Source organism: Vibrio sp. YYF0003, assembly GCF_036350715.1.
GTDB classification, from domain to species: domain Bacteria; phylum Pseudomonadota; class Gammaproteobacteria; order Enterobacterales; family Vibrionaceae; genus Vibrio; species Vibrio natriegens.
In genome coordinates this window covers 934,110-953,105 of record NZ_JAZDWA010000001.1, presented here as the reverse complement: position 1 = coordinate 953,105, position 18,996 = coordinate 934,110, and the positions used below count along the sequence as shown (strand labels likewise).

Here is an 18,996-nt window from a genome sequence, read left to right as displayed (position 1 = left end):
GCGGTTATCGCAGTTTAGCTAGGGCTCGTTTGCGAACACTCATCGACGAGATCGGTTTTTGATGCCTGTTTTAATTTAGATAAAGCGGCTACTTTTCCGCTACTTCACTAGTGCCACTTGGTGCAAGAAGGTTCGCTAGTACTTGATTGTCGACAATAAACAGCCACCTGCCACGGTAGGGAGTCATGTAAATGGCATTGGTTTCCAAAGGCTGTGTTTTCTTACGTTGAACCCAGATGGTATAGCCCGGCTGCGTAGTTAAAAATGCGTTTCTCTCTGGTTGTGATGACGGAATTAAATTTAGCGGCTTCTCCAGTTTTCCGGCGAAACCAAAGGTGTTGTGATACTTGCCAACGTACGAAACGCTGTGTCCTTGGGATTGCAATTGATGTATCTGACGACCTGTCTCTGTGACGTCATAAACGTTGTTGAGTACTGGTGACAGACTGGCCATCAAGGCGGATAAGCTCAGCAGTAGTGCCCCGATATTAAGCGCAAGACGATCAATAGGCAGCTTTCTTTTCCATAATAGCAACACGATCAACATCGCCGGCAACAGGCTCCAACTTAAGTGGACATCCGTGACTTCCGTGCTGCGAAACGCTTTTTCTGCCCATAGTGAAGCACTTAAGATGGCTAGCGTAATAAGCACGATGGCTCCCACTATCGCTGGCTCGGTTTTTACCTTCGCGAGATCCAATCGTTTGGCGATCCAAATGGCGATAAAAGGGAAAATCGGAAGTAAATAGTGAATCTGTTTTCCGCTGAAGCAACTGAATATCCCCACCACAAACACAAACAACGAGAAACAGAAGGTATCTCGTCGTCCGACCCAAACCCATGGACGGTTTCGCCAGAAACTAATGAGGAAAAGCCAAGGAAAAAGTAAGGCTGGCAAGAGTGACACATACCAGTAAAAAGGTCGGGCATGGGCAAAAGAGTCTTGTACCCTCCCGGCAGATTGCACCCATAAAATGGCCTTCGTGTACTCTTCTCCACCGACTATCGCCGCAGGTAGTGCCCAAAGCAGGATGACTATAACCGCGATACCCACTGTTTTGAGAATCGCTTTGAAAAAGGCTTTGTTGATTGAAGCGGGTGAAGGGTGCCAAAGATGGGCTAACAGAAGGAAAGGGATAAAATAGACGAACACCACGGGTCCCTTAGTCAACATTCCGAGCCCAAGGCACACACCACTTAAATATGACCATGAATCACGTTCTGTTTCGGTGTATCGCCAAAAACTCAACACGGCAAGTTGGAGGAATACAGCGAGTATTAAATCGAACATGATCATACTGGAATACAAAAACCAGCCAAGGAAACTGATAAGAATGAGGGGAGATAACCACTTCGCTTGTGCTGAGTCGGGGTAAATTTTCTCCGCCAGTTTTCCTACAAGATAAAGGTTTACCAAAGCGAAGCCTGGTACTACTAAACGCGTCACGGTATCGGATGTACCAAATAAGGACCAAACGGCGCTGAATAACCAGAACATTAACGGTGGTTTATGATCGTATGGTAGCCCATTGAGTTGTGGTACCAGCCAGTCATTGTTGAGCCACATTTCCCACGCGACAGAGACATAACGGGTTTCATCGATGGGAAAAATAGGTCGGAACCAGAGATTCACGGCTATGAAGAATAACGCGGCAAAAAGTGCCAGTGCAGTGTTCTGAACATGCGGAGATAAAGGTGAGGTTGCCTTCTTAGATGTCATTGTTGTTCCTGCTATCTAACGTTACTCGTAGTTAATGAGTTCAATCCATCATTCTTATGAGTGAATAGTTGACCTGTCTCATTCTCTACTTAGTACTTTATTTGCATTTTGTTACATTTAGTTAGCATAGCAATCTTCTCTGATAGAACAACATGTCAATGTTTAACCAGGCAGGATCCCCAGCAGCATCAGTTTATTTCTCAATTAGTGTTAACTTTAACAGCAAAGTGCCTAACCCAGAGTGCTGTAGGGTTATAAGAGATGAAATTAGACCCAAGGGTAAGTGTCTGTCTTTTGATCCCAATCATAATGCCAAGTCAGTTTTCGGGTGTAATCTACACATTCAGTAGCGCTAGCCATACGGTTTATTAGTGCCATTTTGCCCATAGTGAAATTCTGAAACCTCCCTTTATCTTCCCAGTTTAAACATGAATAATAAACCCAACAAAACGAGATAGGTTCCTATCAATATTAATTAATACATTAAAGGGTTTTATTATGAAAAAATTATTCGTACTAACTACTGGTCTACTTATGGCTTCATCAGTATTTGCTTCAAATATTACAATTACAGAACATACAAATATGGATGCAGGTACTTATCAGAGCAGAGAGCAAGCACTCAATGCAGGCTTTGATTTGTCAGATTCATTAAAATCAATGTCTAAATCAGAGTTACGACGTGAATTTGGATTATTTGGATACACTAATGTAAATAATATCAACATCGATGACAGTAAAGTGATTATTAAAGAAGTGGCTTACGCTCGTGATGACATTCAATATCGAGCAGTTCTAAATGTGGATTACCACTTCAACGCAATGAGACTACATGACTAAGTTATGGCTTATTTAGTCAAACATCGACATCTAAAATATTATCTTAATTGTATCGGGGGACATAATACTCCCCCAATAATAAATGCCAATAAATCTGATACTGACGTAAATTGAATATTTATCAAAATATAAATATTGTTTAGTTTACGTCATGTAACTCTCCCATATCGGTGGGCTTCCAATCGTATTTTGTATCGTTTCAATAAACAGTTTGACCAGTGGAGGCTGATTGCGGTGTGGATACAAGGCGTACAAACCACCGGTATAAGAGATTTCATAATCAGGTAATAATCTAACCAGCTGCATCTCTTCGATACTCTGCGTGAGCATCAGTTGGCCCACGATGGCATAGCCTAGACCCGATTGCACGCCATCCATTAATAACTCCACCTCATTGACATGGTAGCGACCTTGAGCCGTAATGGTGACAGGATGTGCTTCTTCATCTTTCATTGACGATAATTGCACTTTATTCATTTGGTATGAGCCGTTGGAATAAATGACAGCGGGTAACGCTGCGAGTTCTTGAGGTGTTTCAGGGTAGCCGTGTTCAGCGATAAAGTCTTTTGATGCAAGTAATAGCAGCTGATGATTGGCGAGTTTTTTCGCCACTAAGTTTGAGTCTACGGGAGAACCGACTCGAAATACAACATCATAACGTTCTCCAATAAGATCGACTCTCCTATCATTGAGGATGACTTCGACACTGACTTGCGGGTACTTTTTGAGGAAAGCGACCACACTTTCCTTTACGTACTTCCGCCCAAAGAGTGATGGGCAAGATATTCTAAGATGGCCCTTAGGCGCATCACTGAACGTATCCGCAAGCTGACGAGTCTTTTCTAAAGCGTCGCTAACTTGCTGGGCTTGCTTTACTATTTCTTCACCTGCAGGAGTAAGCGACAGTGAGCGTGTAGAGCGATTAAGTAGCCTGAGACCAAGCGACTCTTCTAGCTTTCTTATCTGTTTGGATAATACCGAGCGATCGATGCCACGCGCGTCCGCAGCATTTGCGAAAGAGCCCTGTTTAGAAACTTCGAGTAGTAGTTCCAGTCTACTTGCAAGATCCATGAATACACCTAAGTAATGACTTTCTGGTTTAGTATGGCTGATATTATCAATATTTAATTAGGCGATACAATAAAATGTATGCTCTAAAAATGGGACAGATAGTTAGTTTTTTTTGCTGTCTAGCTCTGAGATGAAAGTTATTAAACAGTGGTTAATTAATAAATAAGATGAATACAGTGCTGGTTGCTACTTTATTCAATTAATCTAATACGAATTTATCTTTATTTGTATGTGGTATCTTAAGTTTAAAAATAAAAAGTATAAAAAGAGCAATGGTAATAATTTACTAGGAATAAAAAAGCGGGCTGGAATTCAGCCCGCGGCAGGGGAGTCAAGCCCACATTAACGATCGCAGTTATTATCGTTGATTTCGGTTAATTTAATAACCAATCCCCTAAAAATTAGGTATTTTATGAAATAGTATTACTTGCTAAATTCACCGTGCGGGTCAATAACAAATTTCTTAGCTGCACCACCATCAAAGTCGGCATAACCTTGAGGAGCTTGATCGAGTGAAATCATTTGTACGTTTACGGCGTCAGCAATTTTCACTTTGTCGAACAAAATAGATTGCATCAAACCACGGTGATATTTCATTACCGGGCATTGGCCAGTATGGAAAGAATGTGATTTCGCCCAGCCAAGACCAAAGCGCATGCTCAGTGCACCTTCTTTCGCAGCTTCGTCTTTCGCACCCGGATCGTCTGTAACGTAAAGACCAGGAATACCAATCGAACCACCGGCACGCGTTACTTGCATCGCAGAGTTCAGTACTGTTGCTGGTGCTTCTTGAGTATGACCACCACAGCCACATCCGTGCGCTTCGAAACCAACACAGTCAACAAAACAATCAACTTCACGCTCATTCAGAATGGCTTCAATTTTATCTTCCATGCTTCCGTCTTCGCGTAGGTCAATGGTTTCGCAACCAAAACTACGTGCTTGCTCTAGACGATCTGGGATCATGTCTCCAACGATGACACAAGCTGCGCCAAGTAGTTGAGCCGATACTGCTGCTGCCAGACCTACAGGACCTGCACCTGCAATATAAACGGTGGAACCAGGACCAACGCCAGCGGTCACACAACCGTGGAAACCCGTTGGGAAGATGTCAGAAAGAAGTGTTAAATCCTTAATTTTCTCTCTTGCCTGATCCGGATCTGGGAACTTAAGCAAGTTAAAGTCAGCGTACGGTATCATTACGTACTCCGATTGGCCGCCAACCCAGCCGCCCATATCAACATAACCGTATGCCGCACCAGGACGAGCAGGGTTTACGTTGAGACAGATACCAGTCATGCCTGATTTACAGTTGCGGCATCGGCCACAAGCAATGTTAAACGGTACTGAAACGATATCGCCAACATCAACGAACTCGACATCGCGGCCTTTTTCTAAAATGATGCCAGTGATTTCGTGACCAAGTACTAAGCCTTCTTCAGCGGTTGTACGTCCACGTACCATATGTTGGTCGCTGCCACAGATATTGGTCGTCAGCACTTTAAGGATTACGCCGTGCTCACACTTACGATTGCCTAATGCGAGTTCTGGGTATGGAATTGACTCGACAGCAACTTTGCCCGGGCCTTTGTAAACAACGGCGCGGTTTGATTTTTCGTAGGACATAAGGTCTCCTTGTTGAGGCTTATTATAGTTCTAGTGGTTCCTTTACCAGTGAAATCCGTTAACGATGACAACAGCTTTAAAACTCAGATTTATCAAACCATTAGGGCGATTTTAGTCCTTGGTGACAACAGCATTTCGGCTCATGTTAGCTAAGATTTATTGGTGCTTTTCTTTAACTTTCGTGTCGGAGAATAGCGCTCACCTAATGCACATATATGTCGCATTACGCCGCATTTTGGTGCGTTTACGACGTGATTGAGATAAGAAAATTGATGCTGAGATCAAGGTCACAACTGTGTCATTAAGTGAGCGTGAGTGCTCAAAAGTGCAAAATTAGGCACGTTACTTGTCCACTCAGAAAAACCTAAGTTGAGCTGTTGAACTGCCATCAGGCATTTTCCTTCTTTAGAGGACATGACGACTCTGTACTTTTCATATTCATTAGTTTCGCTATGATAGTGGAACTAATTTTGTCATTTTTGCAATAAAACGGAATTGAAATGCTTACACGATCGGATGATCTGGAAATACTGGTTAATGTCATCGATAGTGGCAGTTTCTCGCTTGCCGCCGAAGTGTTAGGTATTCAAGTCGCCAAAGTCTCTCGCTCGGTTAGTAGAGTAGAAAAACAACTTGGTATTACCATCCTCAATCGAACGACGCGACGTTTGGAACTCACGGAAGAAGGAAAGCGCTTTGTTGAATCGATTCGATTTGGCTTGCAACACCTTCGTCAGGCGGAAGAGGATTTGCTCGTCAGCCGGGTGCTCCCTAAAGGCAAGCTTCGTGTGGATGCGGCAAGTCCGTTTATGCTTAATCAATTGGTCCCGCTCACTCAGGAATTTCACGAGTGTTTTCCTGATATTGAGTTGGAATTGTCCTCAAACGAAGGTTACGTAGATTTACTTGAGAAGCGCACAGATATCGCGATTCGAATCGGTAAACTCGCCGATTCTTCGCTACATTCATCATTCTTGGGTAAGAGTGCGTTGTTCGTGGTGGCATCTCCCGATTATCTCGCTCGAAAAGGCTTCCCTTTTACGCCCGAAGACCTTTTACAGCACGATATTATCGGCTTCACTTCGCCTAGGGCGTTAAATGTCTGGCCAGTGCAAGGTGTTGATTATATTGAACCTACTATTGCGTGTAGCAGTGGTGAAACGGTTCGACAACTTGTTCTCAGTGGAAATGGGGTCAGTTGTCTGTCTGGATATATGGTAAAGAAGGATATTGCCGCAGGGCGATTAGTGGTGCTTTTGGACTCGTTTATGACTCGATCTTCAGAGCGTGAGTTGATCAATGCCGTGTATTACAAATCTTCACACGTCGCTCGCCGGATATCGGCGTTCATCGACTTTATCAAGCCACGTCTGACGCTTTAGTTCCATCTGTCATTTCTCCTATTACTTTTGCAATTATTGCAAAAATGTTTTGTCCTTTTGCTGCTTAATTGATGTGAGCTGCGTTGTTAAACTCCGCTAAAAAGTATTTAGATATCAATAGAGGCTCTTATGACTGACGCATTATTTCAACCGCTCAAAGTAGGTCGATTCCAGTTAGCTAACCGTATCGTTATGCCGCCAATGACTCGTTCAAGAGCGACTCAACCACATGATGCGGCAAATGAGTTGATGGCCAAGTATTATGCTCAGCGAGCGAGTGCGGGCCTGATCGTCAGCGAAGGGACTCAAATTGCGCCTAACGGTAAAGGGTATGCGTGGACGCCTGGTATATACAGTGAAGAGCAAATCGCGGGTTGGAAAAAAGTGACAGATGCCGTGCACGCTGAAGGTGGTGTCATTTTTGCGCAGCTTTGGCATGTGGGGCGCGTTACTCATCCAGATAACATTCTTGGCGAACAACCTATTTCAGCATCAGCCATTCGTGCTGAAGGGGTTAAAGTTTTTATTGATAATGGTACGGATGCACCAGGTTTTGTTGATACTGCTGAGCCAAGAGCCATGACAGAAGAAGATATTCAGCAGGTCATTGGTCAATTTCACCAAGCAGCAAAGAATGCGTTGCTAGCCGGATTTGATGGTATCGAACTTCATGCTGCGAATGGTTACCTTATCAATCAGTTTATCGACTCTGAATCGAATCATCGCACGGACATGTATGGCGGCAGTTTACCAAATCGACTCCGTTTTCTTGACGAAGTGGTGACCGCATTGTGTGACGCGATTGGTTCTGACCGTGTTGGTGTGCGCCTGGCACCGCTGACAACATTAAATGGAACGGTGGATGCGAACCCTGCTGAAACTTATGTTGCGGCAGCAAAATTGCTCAATCAACATGACATTGCGTATTTACACATCGCAGAAGCAGACTGGGAAGATGCCCCTCTGATGCCTGTTACTTTCAAGCAGGAATTACGTGACGTTTTCTCTGGTACCATCATTTATGCGGGTAAATACAACGTGGAAAAAGCAGTTCAAGCTTTGGATTTAGGTTTGGCAGATATGATTGGGTTTGGAAGACCATTTGTGTCAAACCCAGATTTACCAGCCCGAATTAAACATGGTCACCCTTGGGCATCTCATCACCCTGACACTCTATTTGGTGGCGGCGAAAAAGGGTTGATTGATTACCCAGCTTATTCTGAGAGCTAATCTCCATTTAAGCTACGTTCATGTTAAGCCTCTTCAGTGAGGCTTTTCTATTCTTTGGGGGCGGGAAATAGTTTGGAGTGTCTCTCCAGATCATTGATAGTTAGCTACTTAATGGTGTCATATAACCTGATCATTTCATTCTCCTCGCTGGTATAAGTTGTTTGAACGAGTCGCAAAGTTTCATCTTCAAATAACCGTTCCTTTTTGAGGATGTACTAAGCTACTTAGACAGCCATCAACATAATACAAAAAGGAATTGTTATGAAAATCAAGCTCATTGGGTTGGCACTTCTTGCTGCGGCTGGCAGCTGCTCTGTTTCTGCTGGTGAGAACGTGGTTTACCAAGTTGGCGATGTTTCTTACGAAGGGTATTGGGCTAAAGTTGACGATAATGCTCCGCTCGTGTTGTTGGTCCATGACTGGGACGGGCTGACCGAGTACGAAGAAAAGCGAGCGCAAATGCTTAACGACATGGGTTACAACGTATTTGCTGCTGATCTGTTTGGTCAAGGAGTACGCCCAACTAAAGTGGAAGATAAAAGGCAGCATACCGGGGAGCTTTATAAGGACAGGGAAAAGCTGAGAAAGCTAATGAACGCTAGCTTGGCAGAAGCGGGTAAGCTGGGTGGCAATTTAGATAACACGGTTGTGATGGGGTACTGCTTTGGCGGTGCGGCAGTATTGGAGTCTGCACGATCTGGCATGAATGTGAAAGGTTTCGTCACTTTCCATGGTGGCCTTAAAACGCCAGAAGGTCAAAGCTATGCAGATACCAAAGCTCCGGTTCTTATTCTTCATGGTACGGCTGATGCTGCAATACCAATGAGCGAATTTGCTCAGTTGGCTGATGAACTCGAGCAAAACAAAGTTCCACATGAAATGGTGGCTTACGGCGGTGCACCTCATGCCTTCACCGTGTGGGACTCCGGTCGTTATCGTAAAGATGCGGATGAAAAGTCTTGGCAAGCATTCTCAAGCTTTTTGACCGCGAATACGACAAAGTAAAGTTAAAGCATCACGTAGCATCTCATCAAATCTCAAAGGCTACCAAGATTCACGGTAGCCTTCTTACTGTCTGTACTTATTTCCTTTACAATTCAACCCTGATTTACTGAAGCACAATTATAAAAAAGGACTTTTTCATGCTTCTTGATGCCACCGTCTGGGTATGGCTACCCCTTTTGTTTGCGACAGCTACAGCTTTCACTCGACATAAATTGACGGCGATATTGCTGTTACTCGTGGCTCTGGTATGTGCTATTATCGTTGACCGCATTGAGTTTATCGCGTTTATTACGGCACTGTTTGTGCTCGCTACCGCTTACCAATTACCCAGTCTTGCTAGCAACCAACAGAGTAGGTGGGTTTACTATAGTGGCTGGGCACTTGTTCTGATTTGGTGTGCGTTGCTGTTTACCCACGCTATGCCGGGATTTAACAACCTCCAAGTGCTTGATGAGGTTAAATCGGGCCCGCAGAGTATTCCCTTCTCAATGTATTTGAATTTGGATAAACCACTCGCCTTTTTTGCACTTCTACTCGCTTACCCGAAGTTATTGGGGGAAACAAAGCGAATCGAATTTAAGCATATTTTATTGATACTGGTTCCGTTGCTCAGCTTACTGCCTATAGCGAGTTTTTTGGGAGCGCTGAAGGTGGAACTTAGCCTACCTGGCTGGTGGTGGTTATTTGCTGTTAATAACTTGATGATTACCTGCGTTGCGGAAGAAGCATTATTTCGCGGGTTGATTCAACAATCTCTGGGCCGTCGTTTTAACTGGAAAGTTGGCTTGGTAGTTGCGGGTGTGTTGTTTGGTGTCGCGCATATCGCTGGTGGCGGATTACTTGTCTTATTCGCGACGCTTGCAGGGTTAGGCTATGGGTTGATTTTCTACGTGACTGGCCGATTATGGTGTGCGGTATTGGCGCATTTTCTGTTTAACTTTGCTCATCTAATTTTCTTTACCTATCCGGCAGCCGCACAATGATTGTTATCGTGTAACTCATCGGTGTGAAAAGAGATTCAACCGTGGCCAAGGTTGTTTGGCCACAATAGTTGAATAGTATGTTGGAGTTAAACCGCCAGTTCTTTTGACGTCTTAATGTAAATATCACGCAGCCTTAATGCGATTTCACCAGGTTTGCCACTGCCAATCGGCTTATCATCGATTGCTACGACAGGCCACACAAAGGTTGTTGCAGAGCTGATAAACGCTTCTTTTGCCTGATAAGCTTCTTCGATGGTGAAGAAACGCTCTTCAATGGTTAAGTTCAGCTCTTTAGCGAGCGTCATTAATGATGCACGGGTGATACCGTGCAGAATATCATTGCTTAGCGGGCGAGTGACCAGCACATCATCTTGGGTAACAATATAGGCGTTACTTGAACCACCTTCGGTAACATAACCGTTTTCAATTAGCCAAACGTCTTCCGCGCCAGCTTCGTGTGCGATTTGTTTCGCTAAGCACGCGGGTAACAAGCTGGTGGTTTTAATATCACGTCGACGCCAGCGAATATCATTAAACGAAATGACTTTAATCCCTGTCTGAGCTTTGGGACTATCAATCAGATTGCGTGATTGAGTAAACAGCACCAGTGTGGGTTCAATCTTGTCACTGTATGAAAAGTCGCGGTCACCTTCATTCCCGCGAGTTAGCTGAAGATAGATTCCCCCTTCCACTAAACTGTTTTTTTCAATGAGCTGGCGCTGAATATCCATCAACTGTTCACCAGTGACTGGCATCTTAATGCCAAGCTCTTTAGCCGAACGTTCTAAGCGGGCAAGGTGACCTTCGTGGTCAATCAATTTACCATCTAATACCGCCGTTACTTCATAGACGGCATCTGCAAAGAGGAATCCTCTGTCGAATACGGAAATTTTTGCTTCACTTTCAGCGAGAAACTTTCCATTGAGGTATACAATTCGTTCCATTACTTTCCCCTTATCCCCACAATTTTCTGTCGAAAGGCAGCATAGAGTTGTTTTCGAACTCAAAGCCATGTTCGATATCTTCACTGAGCAGCAGCGGGCCATCTAAATCGACGACTTCCGCTCCCTGGGCGACGACAAATGCTGGCGCCATACTTAATGAAGAGGCCACCATGCACCCGACCATAATACGTAGACCTGCCGCTTGAGCCTGTTCTTTCAGTGCCAGAGCTTCAGTTAAGCCACCCGTTTTATCGAGCTTTACATTGATCATGTCATAGCGGCCAATGATCTTTGGTAGACTCATTCGATCATGACAAGATTCGTCGGCACAAATTGCTATCGGTCGTTCAAGGTCATCCAATATATGATCGCCATCGGCATGAAACGGCTGCTCAATCATTGAAACATCCAGCTTTAATAGTTCAGGTATGAGCTGATTATAGGTATCTAACGTCCATGCTTCGTTGGCATCCAGAATGATCGCAGAGTTGGGTGCACCGCGGCGCACTGCCTGAACACGCTCAAGATCTTCTGCACCACCTAATTTCAGTTTAAGCAGTGGTCGATGAGAATGCTCAATTGCCTTTTTCTCCATATTTTCTGGGGTATCCAAAGAGAGGGTGTACGCTGTGGTTAGTTCACCAGCTGCCAAATCAATTTTTTCCCAGATAGACTGGTTTGCGGTTTTACATTCCAAATCCCACAGAGCGCAGTCGACGGCATTACGCGCTGCGCCCGATGGTAATAATGGTTGCAACTCTTCTCGGCTTATCCCAGCTTCAATATCAGGGATGATGCTTTCTATCTCTGCCAACACATTTTGAATAGATTCACCGTATCGGCCATATGGGACACATTCGCCACGTCCTTTCAAGCCTTGGTGTTCTATTTCAACAATGATGGTTTCTGCGTGGGTTTTACTACCCCTAGAGATAGTAAAACTACCGAGAATCGGCCAATTTTTTGTTTCAAGACTAACCTTCATTACAGCTCCGCTAATTTATCGACAATACGCGCTACGCCTTGACGGAATGGATCGACAACTGGCAAGCCTACTTCAGACTCAACGCTATCCATGTATTCCATTGCTTCACTTTCTGACAGGCCTGAAGTGTTGATTGAGATACCGACAAATTGGACATTTGGATTGGTGAGTTTTGCAGTGGCAATATTGGCTTCCATACAAGCTTTGATATCCGGTAATGGATAATCAGGCAGGCCACGCATATGGGTGCGAGTCGGCTCATGACACAACACTAAAGCGTCTGCTTGAGAGCCATGGATAAGACCTGTGGTAACACCTGCAAATGAAGCGTGGAATAACGATCCTTGGCCTTCTATGACATCCCAATGCTGTGGATCATTTTCTGGCGCGATGGTTTCAATAGCACCGGCAATGAAATCGGCGACCACACAGTCTGCACTCACACCATCACCAGTGATCAGAATACCCGTCTGACCGGTGGCGCGAAAATCAGCATCGATGCCTCGCTCTTTCATTTCTTTCTCGATCGCCAGCGAGGTATACATTTTGCCTACCGAGCAGTCTGTACCTACCGTTAGTAGGCGTTTGCCTGAACGTTTCTTACCGTTTGCGACAGGGTAGGTTTGTGTTGGATAGCGAACATCGAAAAGGCTGCAGCCGTTTTTCTTTGCACTCTCTACCAGCTCTGGAATGTCGCTTAATTTATTATGTAAACCTGCAGCGATATCCATACCTGATTCAAGTGCTTCGATCAGGACCGAAATCCACTCCTCAGAAATCACGCCACCTCGGTTAGCAACGCCAATAACCAATGTTTTGGCGCCCGCCTCAACAGCTTGTGCCACACTTAGATCGTCAAGACCAACATCAGCATTACAACCCTCAAGGCGTAATTGTCCAACACAATGTTCTGGTCGCCACGTTTTGATTCCCTGTGCTACTTTCGCTGCTAAAGCATCTGCAGCATCGCCTAAAAATAATAGATAAGGTTGTTTAAGTTCCATCTTGTGTTAACTCCATGTCGTGAATTGGATTTCTTACTAGCTTTTAATCTTGCTTCTCAATACAAACTACAGTGCAAAATTCGTGACATCAACATCAGTCGATACGTGAGAATATTTAAAGTATAAGCAATGAAACTCAAAAATATGCAATATATATTCAAATAAAATTCATTTAATGCATATCTATTCACTTAATTTTGTTTTCATAATATTCTGATTTTGACCTTGGCGTCGCGCGTTAAATGTCGTTTATGTGTATGTCAGTAACAGATTGTTTTAGTACTTAGTGAATTACGCGTCTTATCTATAAAATAAGCCATGACTTATTCATTGGTCATTTATACTGAGTTTAAATTAATATATAGATGATTCTATTTTGTGATGTAATTCAAATTTTCCTGATTGGTTTTATAATTAGAGCCCAATGATATTTTTTAATATTCATCGAAATGCACCAAAATAATACATATTGACCCTAATTGGTGCGTAGTTTGCCATTCTTGTCTTATTTTTATCGCAATAATCCCATATTTATTTTATGGTTTTATTGGTGCTTGCTTTTATATATTAATCTGATATTTTGATTTATATCGAAATAATATACAGGTTTTAGAATTCCAGTTCGGAACTTATACCATGAGCGTTTATTTAGGGTATATCACTGTAAAAGGCTTAATGGCTGAGTGTATGTGCTGATTGGAACGATGGTCTGTATATTGCTTAATTGATATTGAGCATATTTGCGTTGAGTTTATTTGGTGGCTTAGGCAACTCGTGTAGAAAGACCGTAAATTATCGCAAAACAAGAGCTAGAACCGTTATTAATCGGCTCATCAGATACAATCCAATGAATTGTGTTTGTAGAGCTGACATGGAAGAAATTCAATACCAATTTGAATGAGGAAATAGTCATTTCATTGCGTTGGATAAATCGCATAGAGCAACGTATCGATAGCATTAACTTGTTATTTTAATTACCGATCTCTTACTCAACCATCAGCGAATTTAACCTGCAAGAATGATGAAAAACTTACTCCGATTGGTATATCACTGGGAAAGAGTTAATGATCACTGCTGAAGCTGTTATCAATCTAAAAGCACTTAGCGATAACTACGATGTACTTAAAAATAAATGCGCTGATAAATCTGTTGTCGCTGTGATAAAAGGTGACGCTTACGGGCATAACGCAGTAAAAACTGCAAAAACACTGACGCAAGCCGACATGTTTGCTGTGTCTCGTATCGAAGAAGCGCTAGAGCTAAGAAGCGAAGGTATTAAACAGCCAATACTGCTGCTGGAAGGCTGTTTTTGTAAAGCCGATCTGGAAACGGCTGCACGTGAAGGTTTCCATACGGCGATTCATTGCAAAGAGCAGTTGGAAGATCTTAAACAGGCTGATATCACTACCCCTGTTACGGTCTGGCTAAAACTGGATACTGGGATGCATAGATTGGGGATCCACCCCTATGAACTCAGCGACTACGTCCGACAAATCGAAGCGACGAACAAACTCGCGGGACCGGTTGGTTTCATGAGTCATTTTAGTTGTGCTGACGATTTATCCTCTCCTGCGACGCAAAAGCAGATCGATCTGTTTCTGTCGCAAACCGCCGACTTCCCAGGACCTAAAACACTAGCTAACTCAGCGGGCATTCTGTATTGGTCTGACTCTCACCTCGATTACATGAGAGCGGGCATTTCTCTTTATGGTATCTGCCCAAATGAAGATGAAACGGGTAAGGAGCATGGGTTACGTTGTGTAATGACGCTGAACTCAAAGCTCATTGCGATACGTGAGCATAAGGCGAATCAACCGGTCGGTTATGGTGAAAGCTGGACTTCAGAACGTGATACCAACATTGGTGTTATCGCGATGGGGTATGGTGACGGCTATCCACGAAATGCACCGGTAGGTACACCTGTCTATATCAACGGACGAATCGTTCCTATCTCTGGTCGCGTTTCTATGGATATGGTTACTGTGGATCTTGGGCCTGATGCACGTGATGCTGTCGGCGATACCGTCGAGTTTTGGGGCGACAATCTACCGATTGAAAAAGTCGCGAAACACATAGGTACCATTCCCTATGAGCTCGTAATCAAACTGACTAAGCGAGTTCGCAAAACGTACGTAGAAGTTTAGTTGCAACCAGCCCTGCTTAATCAAATGATTAATAGGGTTCAAGCCTTAGAAAGATTTGGTTTGGTTTCGCTATTTAGAGTCGTCATTAGAGTGGGTTGAGTCACGGCCAGTTCGAATGTTATCAACCGAATCCTTATAAAAGGATGAGGTAGTATGCATCAGCTGTTTTACGATCTGCTCTTTGTCCGACTCACTGATCAGACGCTGCCTGACAAACTTCTCAAGGTGCGCTTTTTGAACCGTATTCAGCATATGATGTAGCCATTTTCTATGGGCTGTCGCCGTAATCACGGGGTAGGTTTTGTCCAACTGACTGACGGTATCTGCGCTTTGCTGGCGCCAAGACTCCCAAACCTGAAGCACTTGTTTTTTCAAAGCGGGTTCAACTGGGTAGTCGTTTAGCAGTGCTTTAAGTTCGATAAGCGTTAAATCGGTAGTAAGTAATCGCGACCAAGCGAGTTCGTATTGAGTGGATACATCGGATGTTGGCTTATGTGGCCATTTATCAAGCGCACGGAAAAGCGATAGCTTGTGAGTATGTTGAGAATTTGGCTGCTGGTATTTATGGCGCGCCGCGTCCATTTGTTGATCAAAAAACTCTCTGTGCTTTTGATAACTTTCCATTGATATCAAGCCTTGATCATAAAGTAGATAGAGATATTCACTTTCGATGCTCAGGCCTTCCATGATGAGTTTCTTATACAAACTTTGAGTGTCCACTGCTGTGGTGTAGAGGTGGCGTAAGTCGCGCTTTTCTTCATCCACATGCGATTTAAGTGATTGCATGATTTCATCAGGAGCACCGCTGTCGGCTAACGGTGTTTTAGCCAGATGTGCCAACACTTTCTCACTGGCTTTCATCGCCGATAACATAAGTTCTTTCTTTGTAATCTTCTCTTCAATGCTGGTTTCATCCAGTTTTAAGCGGCTCGCAAGAGGAGATAACGTCAGCCCTTGAATTAAAATGGTAAAGAACACCGCACCCATTGCAACGGCTAACATGGTTTCTCGTTCTTCGATAGCAAATAATGAGGTATCGGTAATCACCAATATTGAAAGTGCAAGAGTGACCGCACCTCTTAGTCCACCCCATAAGCAGATGTGCTGGTATGATCGAGGCAGCGAGTAAGACAGGCGGCTAAGTTGCCCGAAAAATGGCAAAATCCAGTACACAAAACCCGCCCTTGCGGCAAGCATGCTAATGATCACCAGCAGAGTGTTTAACCAGTGCGACGCGATCAACTCCAAGTTTAACCACAACCCCACCAGTATAAAAATCATGGCTTTAGCGAGATCGGATAAGTAGGTCCAGAAGCTATTTAGATACTGATTGGACTCATTACTTATCGGCAATGGTGTGTTTTTTGCCAAGACCAAACCGCAAATAGTCAAAGCGACAATACTGCTGGCATGGACAAACTGCTCAACAGCGACAAAGCATCCAATCGCAGTGATAAGGCTGATGCTTATTTCGATATAAGGATCGTCGGGCAGCGCCTTCATCAGCCAGAGAAGCAGGTGACCCGTGACATAGCCACAAAGTGCGCCGACTAAAAAGACCCAAGTGAATTGCCAAAGCCCCGTGAGTACCATTTCGGTCGGGGTTAGGTGCATGGCAAAAATTAGCACCGCGATTTTGTATGCAGCAATGACGGTTGCATCATTAAATAAACTTTCTCCCTCTACAATCGTGATGAGATCTTTAGGCGCGCCGGACTCCTTAAAAATAGCGATCGTGGCGCTGGGGTCGGTAGCACTTAAAATAACCCCAAGGATTAGGGCGGTCTGAGGCGTTAAAATACCAATAAAAACAAGTGTCGCTGTAATGATTAACGTTGAGAACATGACGCCGGGAATGGCCATGATCATAATCGCGGACCAGTTAGCGGTGAACTTAGCGAAATCGAATTTATAGGCGGCCTCAAACACCAATAACGGTAGGAAGACGAATAAGATGGTCTTCTCTGCAATATCGGGTTCGTAGAATATGCTGATGCCTGCTGGCAGTTCGGGTAGAAGTGTAAGGCAAACACCAGACATCACCAGAATAATTGGGAAGGGGACTCGCAGCGCTCTTGCAATCAGGGACGAAGCCACGGATACCGTGATTAACAATACGATACCTAAGATCGATGATATAAAAATATCAGGAACATTCATACTTACTGGACGTCTTATTGGCTGCGCTAAACCTATGAATTAATAATGGTTCATCTTTGGATAAGATTCCTGATTAATTTAAAAAGTACCTAATGTTCCTTATCTGTTTATCATTCACGCGATCGAATTTACTTTTTGCAGCTAATGACGGCCGCAATGATTAACCCCATCCCGATGCCAGCAATCAGACAGCCGACAAAGGCGAGCGCAGAATGCTGAATAAAGATCATTCCCACCCCTAAGCCGAGTAGTGTTCCACCGCCAATAGCCCAGTTGCTTTTATCTTTCGGGTTTGTCTCATCGTTCATTTTACAACTCCTTGATCGTTGTATCTGTGACTAACTATAGCTAAGGATTCGGCAATGATGATGTCGAAGGTTTTAACTTGGTGTTTTCTAGCCAATAAGACTATTAAATGCTTGTCGTGAAAGATTAAAAAACAAAGGTGAAATAGTGCTGTTAAATGAAATTAGCTTGAAGATATAGACTAGAATTAGAGTAAAAGAACTTATTTCTCAAGGTATCAGAGTGCCTTGTCTCACGCTGTTGACTTACTTGCAATATCGATGATCAGACTGGTCATCGTAGTAAGTATAAGGATTCGATATGTTTGAGGTTTTTACACGTCTCGCTGATTGGGTGACTTACCAGCTTTTTTCTTTTCAGCCCAATACCAAGCTCGCGGATGCTATTCACTTTTTTATTGAAGACGTCAGTAAAATCCTGGTGCTGCTGGTCGTCATGATTTATGTGATTGCGCTGTTTAGAGCCTCGTTAAATGTCGAAAAAGTGCGGCACTATTTAGCGGGAAAACGTAGATGGTTTGGTTATCTTGCGGGCAGCTTCTTTGGCGCAATCACACCATTTTGCTCTTGTTCTAGCATTCCAATCTTTTTAGGGTTTACCTCTGCAGGTATTCCTATTGGTATCACTATGGCTTTCTTGATCACCTCGCCATTGATTAACGAAATCGCCGTGTTGTTGCTATTCAGTTTACTTGGCTGGAAGTTCACCGTCATGTACGTCGTAATAGGGATGCTTATCGGCATCGTGAGTGGCTGGATCCTTGATGTGATCGGCGCACAGCGCTGGTTACAGCCACTGGCATCAAAGGCGATGCGAAACGCCAAAACTCCGCAACAGAGTCATGAAACCCTAAGTGGCAATGGAAGCGCGGGAATAACGTTGTCAGAGCGACACACGTTTGCCAAGCAAGAGATGGTCGAGATTGTAGGTCGTGTCTGGAAGTGGGTGTTTATTGGGGTCGGCATTGGAGCAGGCTTACATGGCTTCGTTCCTGATGGTTGGATAGAAACACATTTGGGATCCGGTCAATGGTGGTCGGTTCCGGCGTCGGTACTTATTGGTATTCCTCTTTATTCGAATGCGACTGGTGTGATCCCGGTGATGGAAAGCTTACTTCAAAATGGTTTGCCAATCGGTACAACATTAGCATTTTGTATGAGTACTGTTGCGGCGAGTATTCCTGAGTTTGTAATGCTGAAACAAGTTATGCAGTGGCGGCTTCTTGGTATGCTTTTCGGTATGTTGCTGCTCGCGTTTACGATGATGGGATGGATATTTAATTTACCACTGTGGCGATTTTAGGAGCTGGAGATGAAAATTTTTAAAGTGTTGGGGTCAGGTTGTGCGAACTGCGTTAATACCGCTAACTTGATTGAAAAAATTGCGGCGGAGCAAGGTGTTGAGGTTGAAGTGACGAAAATCACTGATATGGAAACCATCATGAACTACGGAGTGATGTCTACACCAGCCGTGGTGATGGACGAAGAGTTGGTGCATTCTGGCGGAGTCCCTCAAGCGGAAAAAATTCAGTCGTGGCTAACATCTTGAACGCAATAAAAAAGGCTGTTTTGCAACAGCCTTTCCTTTCTCTAATAT

At 43.9% G+C, this 18,996-nt stretch carries 16 protein-coding genes; 8 read left to right on the top strand and 8 right to left on the bottom strand.

The window, feature by feature from the left end:
• Positions 1 to 88: 88 nt before the first annotated feature.
• Positions 89 to 1,720, bottom strand: a complete 1,632-nt coding sequence (locus V1U08_RS04160) for an ArnT family glycosyltransferase (protein WP_330469992.1) — start codon at positions 1,718 to 1,720, stop codon at positions 89 to 91.
• Positions 1,721 to 2,218: 498 nt separating this feature from the next.
• On the opposite strand from V1U08_RS04160, the gene V1U08_RS04155 reads away from it, so the two are divergent.
• Positions 2,219 to 2,560: a DUF3316 domain-containing protein gene (locus tag V1U08_RS04155; RefSeq protein ID WP_118121032.1), complete on the top strand. Its 342-nt coding sequence runs from the start codon at positions 2,219 to 2,221 to the stop codon at positions 2,558 to 2,560.
• A gap of 144 nt (positions 2,561 to 2,704) precedes the next feature.
• Here the strand turns inward: V1U08_RS04155 and V1U08_RS04150 are convergent, their stop codons facing one another.
• Together V1U08_RS04150 and fdhA are read right to left on the bottom strand one after the other, a co-directional pair.
• Positions 2,705 to 3,631 (bottom strand): LysR family transcriptional regulator, encoded by a 927-nt coding sequence (locus V1U08_RS04150; protein WP_330469991.1) that lies wholly within the window; start codon positions 3,629 to 3,631, stop codon positions 2,705 to 2,707.
• 423 nt (positions 3,632 to 4,054) lie between these two features.
• On the bottom strand, positions 4,055 to 5,257 hold the full coding sequence (fdhA, locus tag V1U08_RS04145; protein WP_014234726.1) for a formaldehyde dehydrogenase, glutathione-independent: 1,203 nt from the start codon (positions 5,255 to 5,257) through the stop codon (positions 4,055 to 4,057).
• 500 nt (positions 5,258 to 5,757) lie between these two features.
• Between fdhA and V1U08_RS04140 the strand changes: the two genes are divergently transcribed.
• The 4 genes from V1U08_RS04140 (at position 5,758) to V1U08_RS04125 (ending at position 9,857) form a co-directional block, all read left to right on the top strand.
• On the top strand, positions 5,758 to 6,639 hold the full coding sequence (locus V1U08_RS04140) for a LysR family transcriptional regulator (RefSeq protein WP_330469990.1): 882 nt from the start codon (positions 5,758 to 5,760) through the stop codon (positions 6,637 to 6,639).
• Positions 6,640 to 6,768: 129 nt separating this feature from the next.
• On the top strand, positions 6,769 to 7,869 hold the full coding sequence (locus V1U08_RS04135) for an alkene reductase (RefSeq protein WP_330469989.1): 1,101 nt from the start codon (positions 6,769 to 6,771) through the stop codon (positions 7,867 to 7,869).
• Between the two features lie 261 nt (positions 7,870 to 8,130).
• Positions 8,131 to 8,874: a dienelactone hydrolase family protein gene (locus tag V1U08_RS04130; RefSeq protein WP_330469988.1), complete on the top strand. Its 744-nt coding sequence runs from the start codon at positions 8,131 to 8,133 to the stop codon at positions 8,872 to 8,874.
• Positions 8,875 to 9,011: 137 nt separating this feature from the next.
• Positions 9,012 to 9,857 carry a CPBP family intramembrane glutamic endopeptidase gene (locus tag V1U08_RS04125; protein WP_330469987.1) on the top strand — a complete coding sequence of 282 codons (846 nt, stop codon included), beginning with the start codon at positions 9,012 to 9,014 and terminating at the stop codon, positions 9,855 to 9,857.
• Between the two features lie 86 nt (positions 9,858 to 9,943).
• On the opposite strand, the gene V1U08_RS04120 is transcribed toward V1U08_RS04125, so the two are convergent.
• Genes V1U08_RS04120 through dgcN form a run of 3 tightly spaced genes read right to left on the bottom strand, consistent with a single transcriptional unit; the run spans position 9,944 to position 12,790 of the window.
• Entirely contained in the window at positions 9,944 to 10,801 is an 858-nt protein-coding gene (locus V1U08_RS04120) for a D-amino-acid transaminase (protein WP_330469986.1), read from the bottom strand.
• A gap of 10 nt (positions 10,802 to 10,811) precedes the next feature.
• The gene (gene dgcA / locus V1U08_RS04115; RefSeq protein WP_330469985.1) at positions 10,812 to 11,786 is read right to left on the bottom strand and encodes an N-acetyl-D-Glu racemase DgcA; all 975 of its coding nucleotides are present in this window, start codon (positions 11,784 to 11,786) and stop codon (positions 10,812 to 10,814) included.
• On the bottom strand, positions 11,786 to 12,790 hold the full coding sequence (dgcN, locus tag V1U08_RS04110) for an N-acetyltransferase DgcN (protein WP_020335355.1): 1,005 nt from the start codon (positions 12,788 to 12,790) through the stop codon (positions 11,786 to 11,788). The genes dgcA and dgcN overlap by 1 nt, the downstream gene beginning before the upstream one ends.
• 1,064 nt (positions 12,791 to 13,854) lie before the next feature.
• Between dgcN and alr the strand changes: the two genes are divergently transcribed.
• A complete protein-coding gene (gene alr, locus V1U08_RS04105) occupies positions 13,855 to 14,934 on the top strand; it encodes an alanine racemase (RefSeq protein WP_330469984.1) in 1,080 nt (359 codons plus the stop codon).
• Positions 14,935 to 15,003: 69 nt separating this feature from the next.
• Here the strand turns inward: alr and V1U08_RS04100 are convergent, their stop codons facing one another.
• Complete coding sequence (locus tag V1U08_RS04100; RefSeq protein ID WP_330469983.1) at positions 15,004 to 17,094, bottom strand: cation:proton antiporter; 2,091 nt, start codon at positions 17,092 to 17,094, stop codon at positions 15,004 to 15,006.
• Between the two features lie 128 nt (positions 17,095 to 17,222).
• Entirely contained in the window at positions 17,223 to 17,402 is a 180-nt protein-coding gene (locus tag V1U08_RS04095) for a hypothetical protein (RefSeq protein WP_065298237.1), read from the bottom strand.
• 298 nt (positions 17,403 to 17,700) lie between these two features.
• Here V1U08_RS04095 and V1U08_RS04090 point away from each other — a divergent pair, with 298 nt between their 5' ends.
• Together V1U08_RS04090 and V1U08_RS04085 are read left to right on the top strand one after the other, a co-directional pair.
• A complete protein-coding gene (locus tag V1U08_RS04090; RefSeq protein ID WP_243978576.1) occupies positions 17,701 to 18,702 on the top strand; it encodes a permease in 1,002 nt (333 codons plus the stop codon).
• Between the two features lie 9 nt (positions 18,703 to 18,711).
• A complete protein-coding gene (locus tag V1U08_RS04085; RefSeq protein ID WP_065303884.1) occupies positions 18,712 to 18,948 on the top strand; it encodes a thioredoxin family protein in 237 nt (78 codons plus the stop codon).
• Positions 18,949 to 18,996: the final 48 nt, after the last annotated feature.

Bases quoted from the DNA above. Each gene is read 5' to 3' on its own strand.
- V1U08_RS04160 (WP_330469992.1), bottom strand. From the start codon at position 1,720: ATGACATCTAAGAAGGCAACCTCACCTTTATCTCCGCATGTTCAGAAC.
- dgcN (WP_020335355.1), bottom strand. From the start codon at position 12,790: ATGGAACTTAAACAACCTTATCTATTATTTTTAGGCGATGCTGCAGAT.
- V1U08_RS04130 (WP_330469988.1), top strand. From the start codon at position 8,131: ATGAAAATCAAGCTCATTGGGTTGGCACTTCTTGCTGCGGCTGGCAGC.
- V1U08_RS04155 (WP_118121032.1), top strand. From the start codon at position 2,219: ATGAAAAAATTATTCGTACTAACTACTGGTCTACTTATGGCTTCATCA.
- V1U08_RS04125 (WP_330469987.1), top strand. From the start codon at position 9,012: ATGCTTCTTGATGCCACCGTCTGGGTATGGCTACCCCTTTTGTTTGCG.
- V1U08_RS04095 (WP_065298237.1), bottom strand. From the start codon at position 17,402: ATGAACGATGAGACAAACCCGAAAGATAAAAGCAACTGGGCTATTGGC.
- dgcA (WP_330469985.1), bottom strand. From the start codon at position 11,786: ATGAAGGTTAGTCTTGAAACAAAAAATTGGCCGATTCTCGGTAGTTTT.
- V1U08_RS04120 (WP_330469986.1), bottom strand. From the start codon at position 10,801: ATGGAACGAATTGTATACCTCAATGGAAAGTTTCTCGCTGAAAGTGAA.
- alr (WP_330469984.1), top strand. From the start codon at position 13,855: ATGATCACTGCTGAAGCTGTTATCAATCTAAAAGCACTTAGCGATAAC.
- fdhA (WP_014234726.1), bottom strand. From the start codon at position 5,257: ATGTCCTACGAAAAATCAAACCGCGCCGTTGTTTACAAAGGCCCGGGC.
- V1U08_RS04150 (WP_330469991.1), bottom strand. From the start codon at position 3,631: ATGGATCTTGCAAGTAGACTGGAACTACTACTCGAAGTTTCTAAACAG.
- V1U08_RS04085 (WP_065303884.1), top strand. From the start codon at position 18,712: ATGAAAATTTTTAAAGTGTTGGGGTCAGGTTGTGCGAACTGCGTTAAT.
- V1U08_RS04090 (WP_243978576.1), top strand. From the start codon at position 17,701: ATGTTTGAGGTTTTTACACGTCTCGCTGATTGGGTGACTTACCAGCTT.
- V1U08_RS04100 (WP_330469983.1), bottom strand. From the start codon at position 17,094: ATGAATGTTCCTGATATTTTTATATCATCGATCTTAGGTATCGTATTG.
- V1U08_RS04135 (WP_330469989.1), top strand. From the start codon at position 6,769: ATGACTGACGCATTATTTCAACCGCTCAAAGTAGGTCGATTCCAGTTA.
- V1U08_RS04140 (WP_330469990.1), top strand. From the start codon at position 5,758: ATGCTTACACGATCGGATGATCTGGAAATACTGGTTAATGTCATCGAT.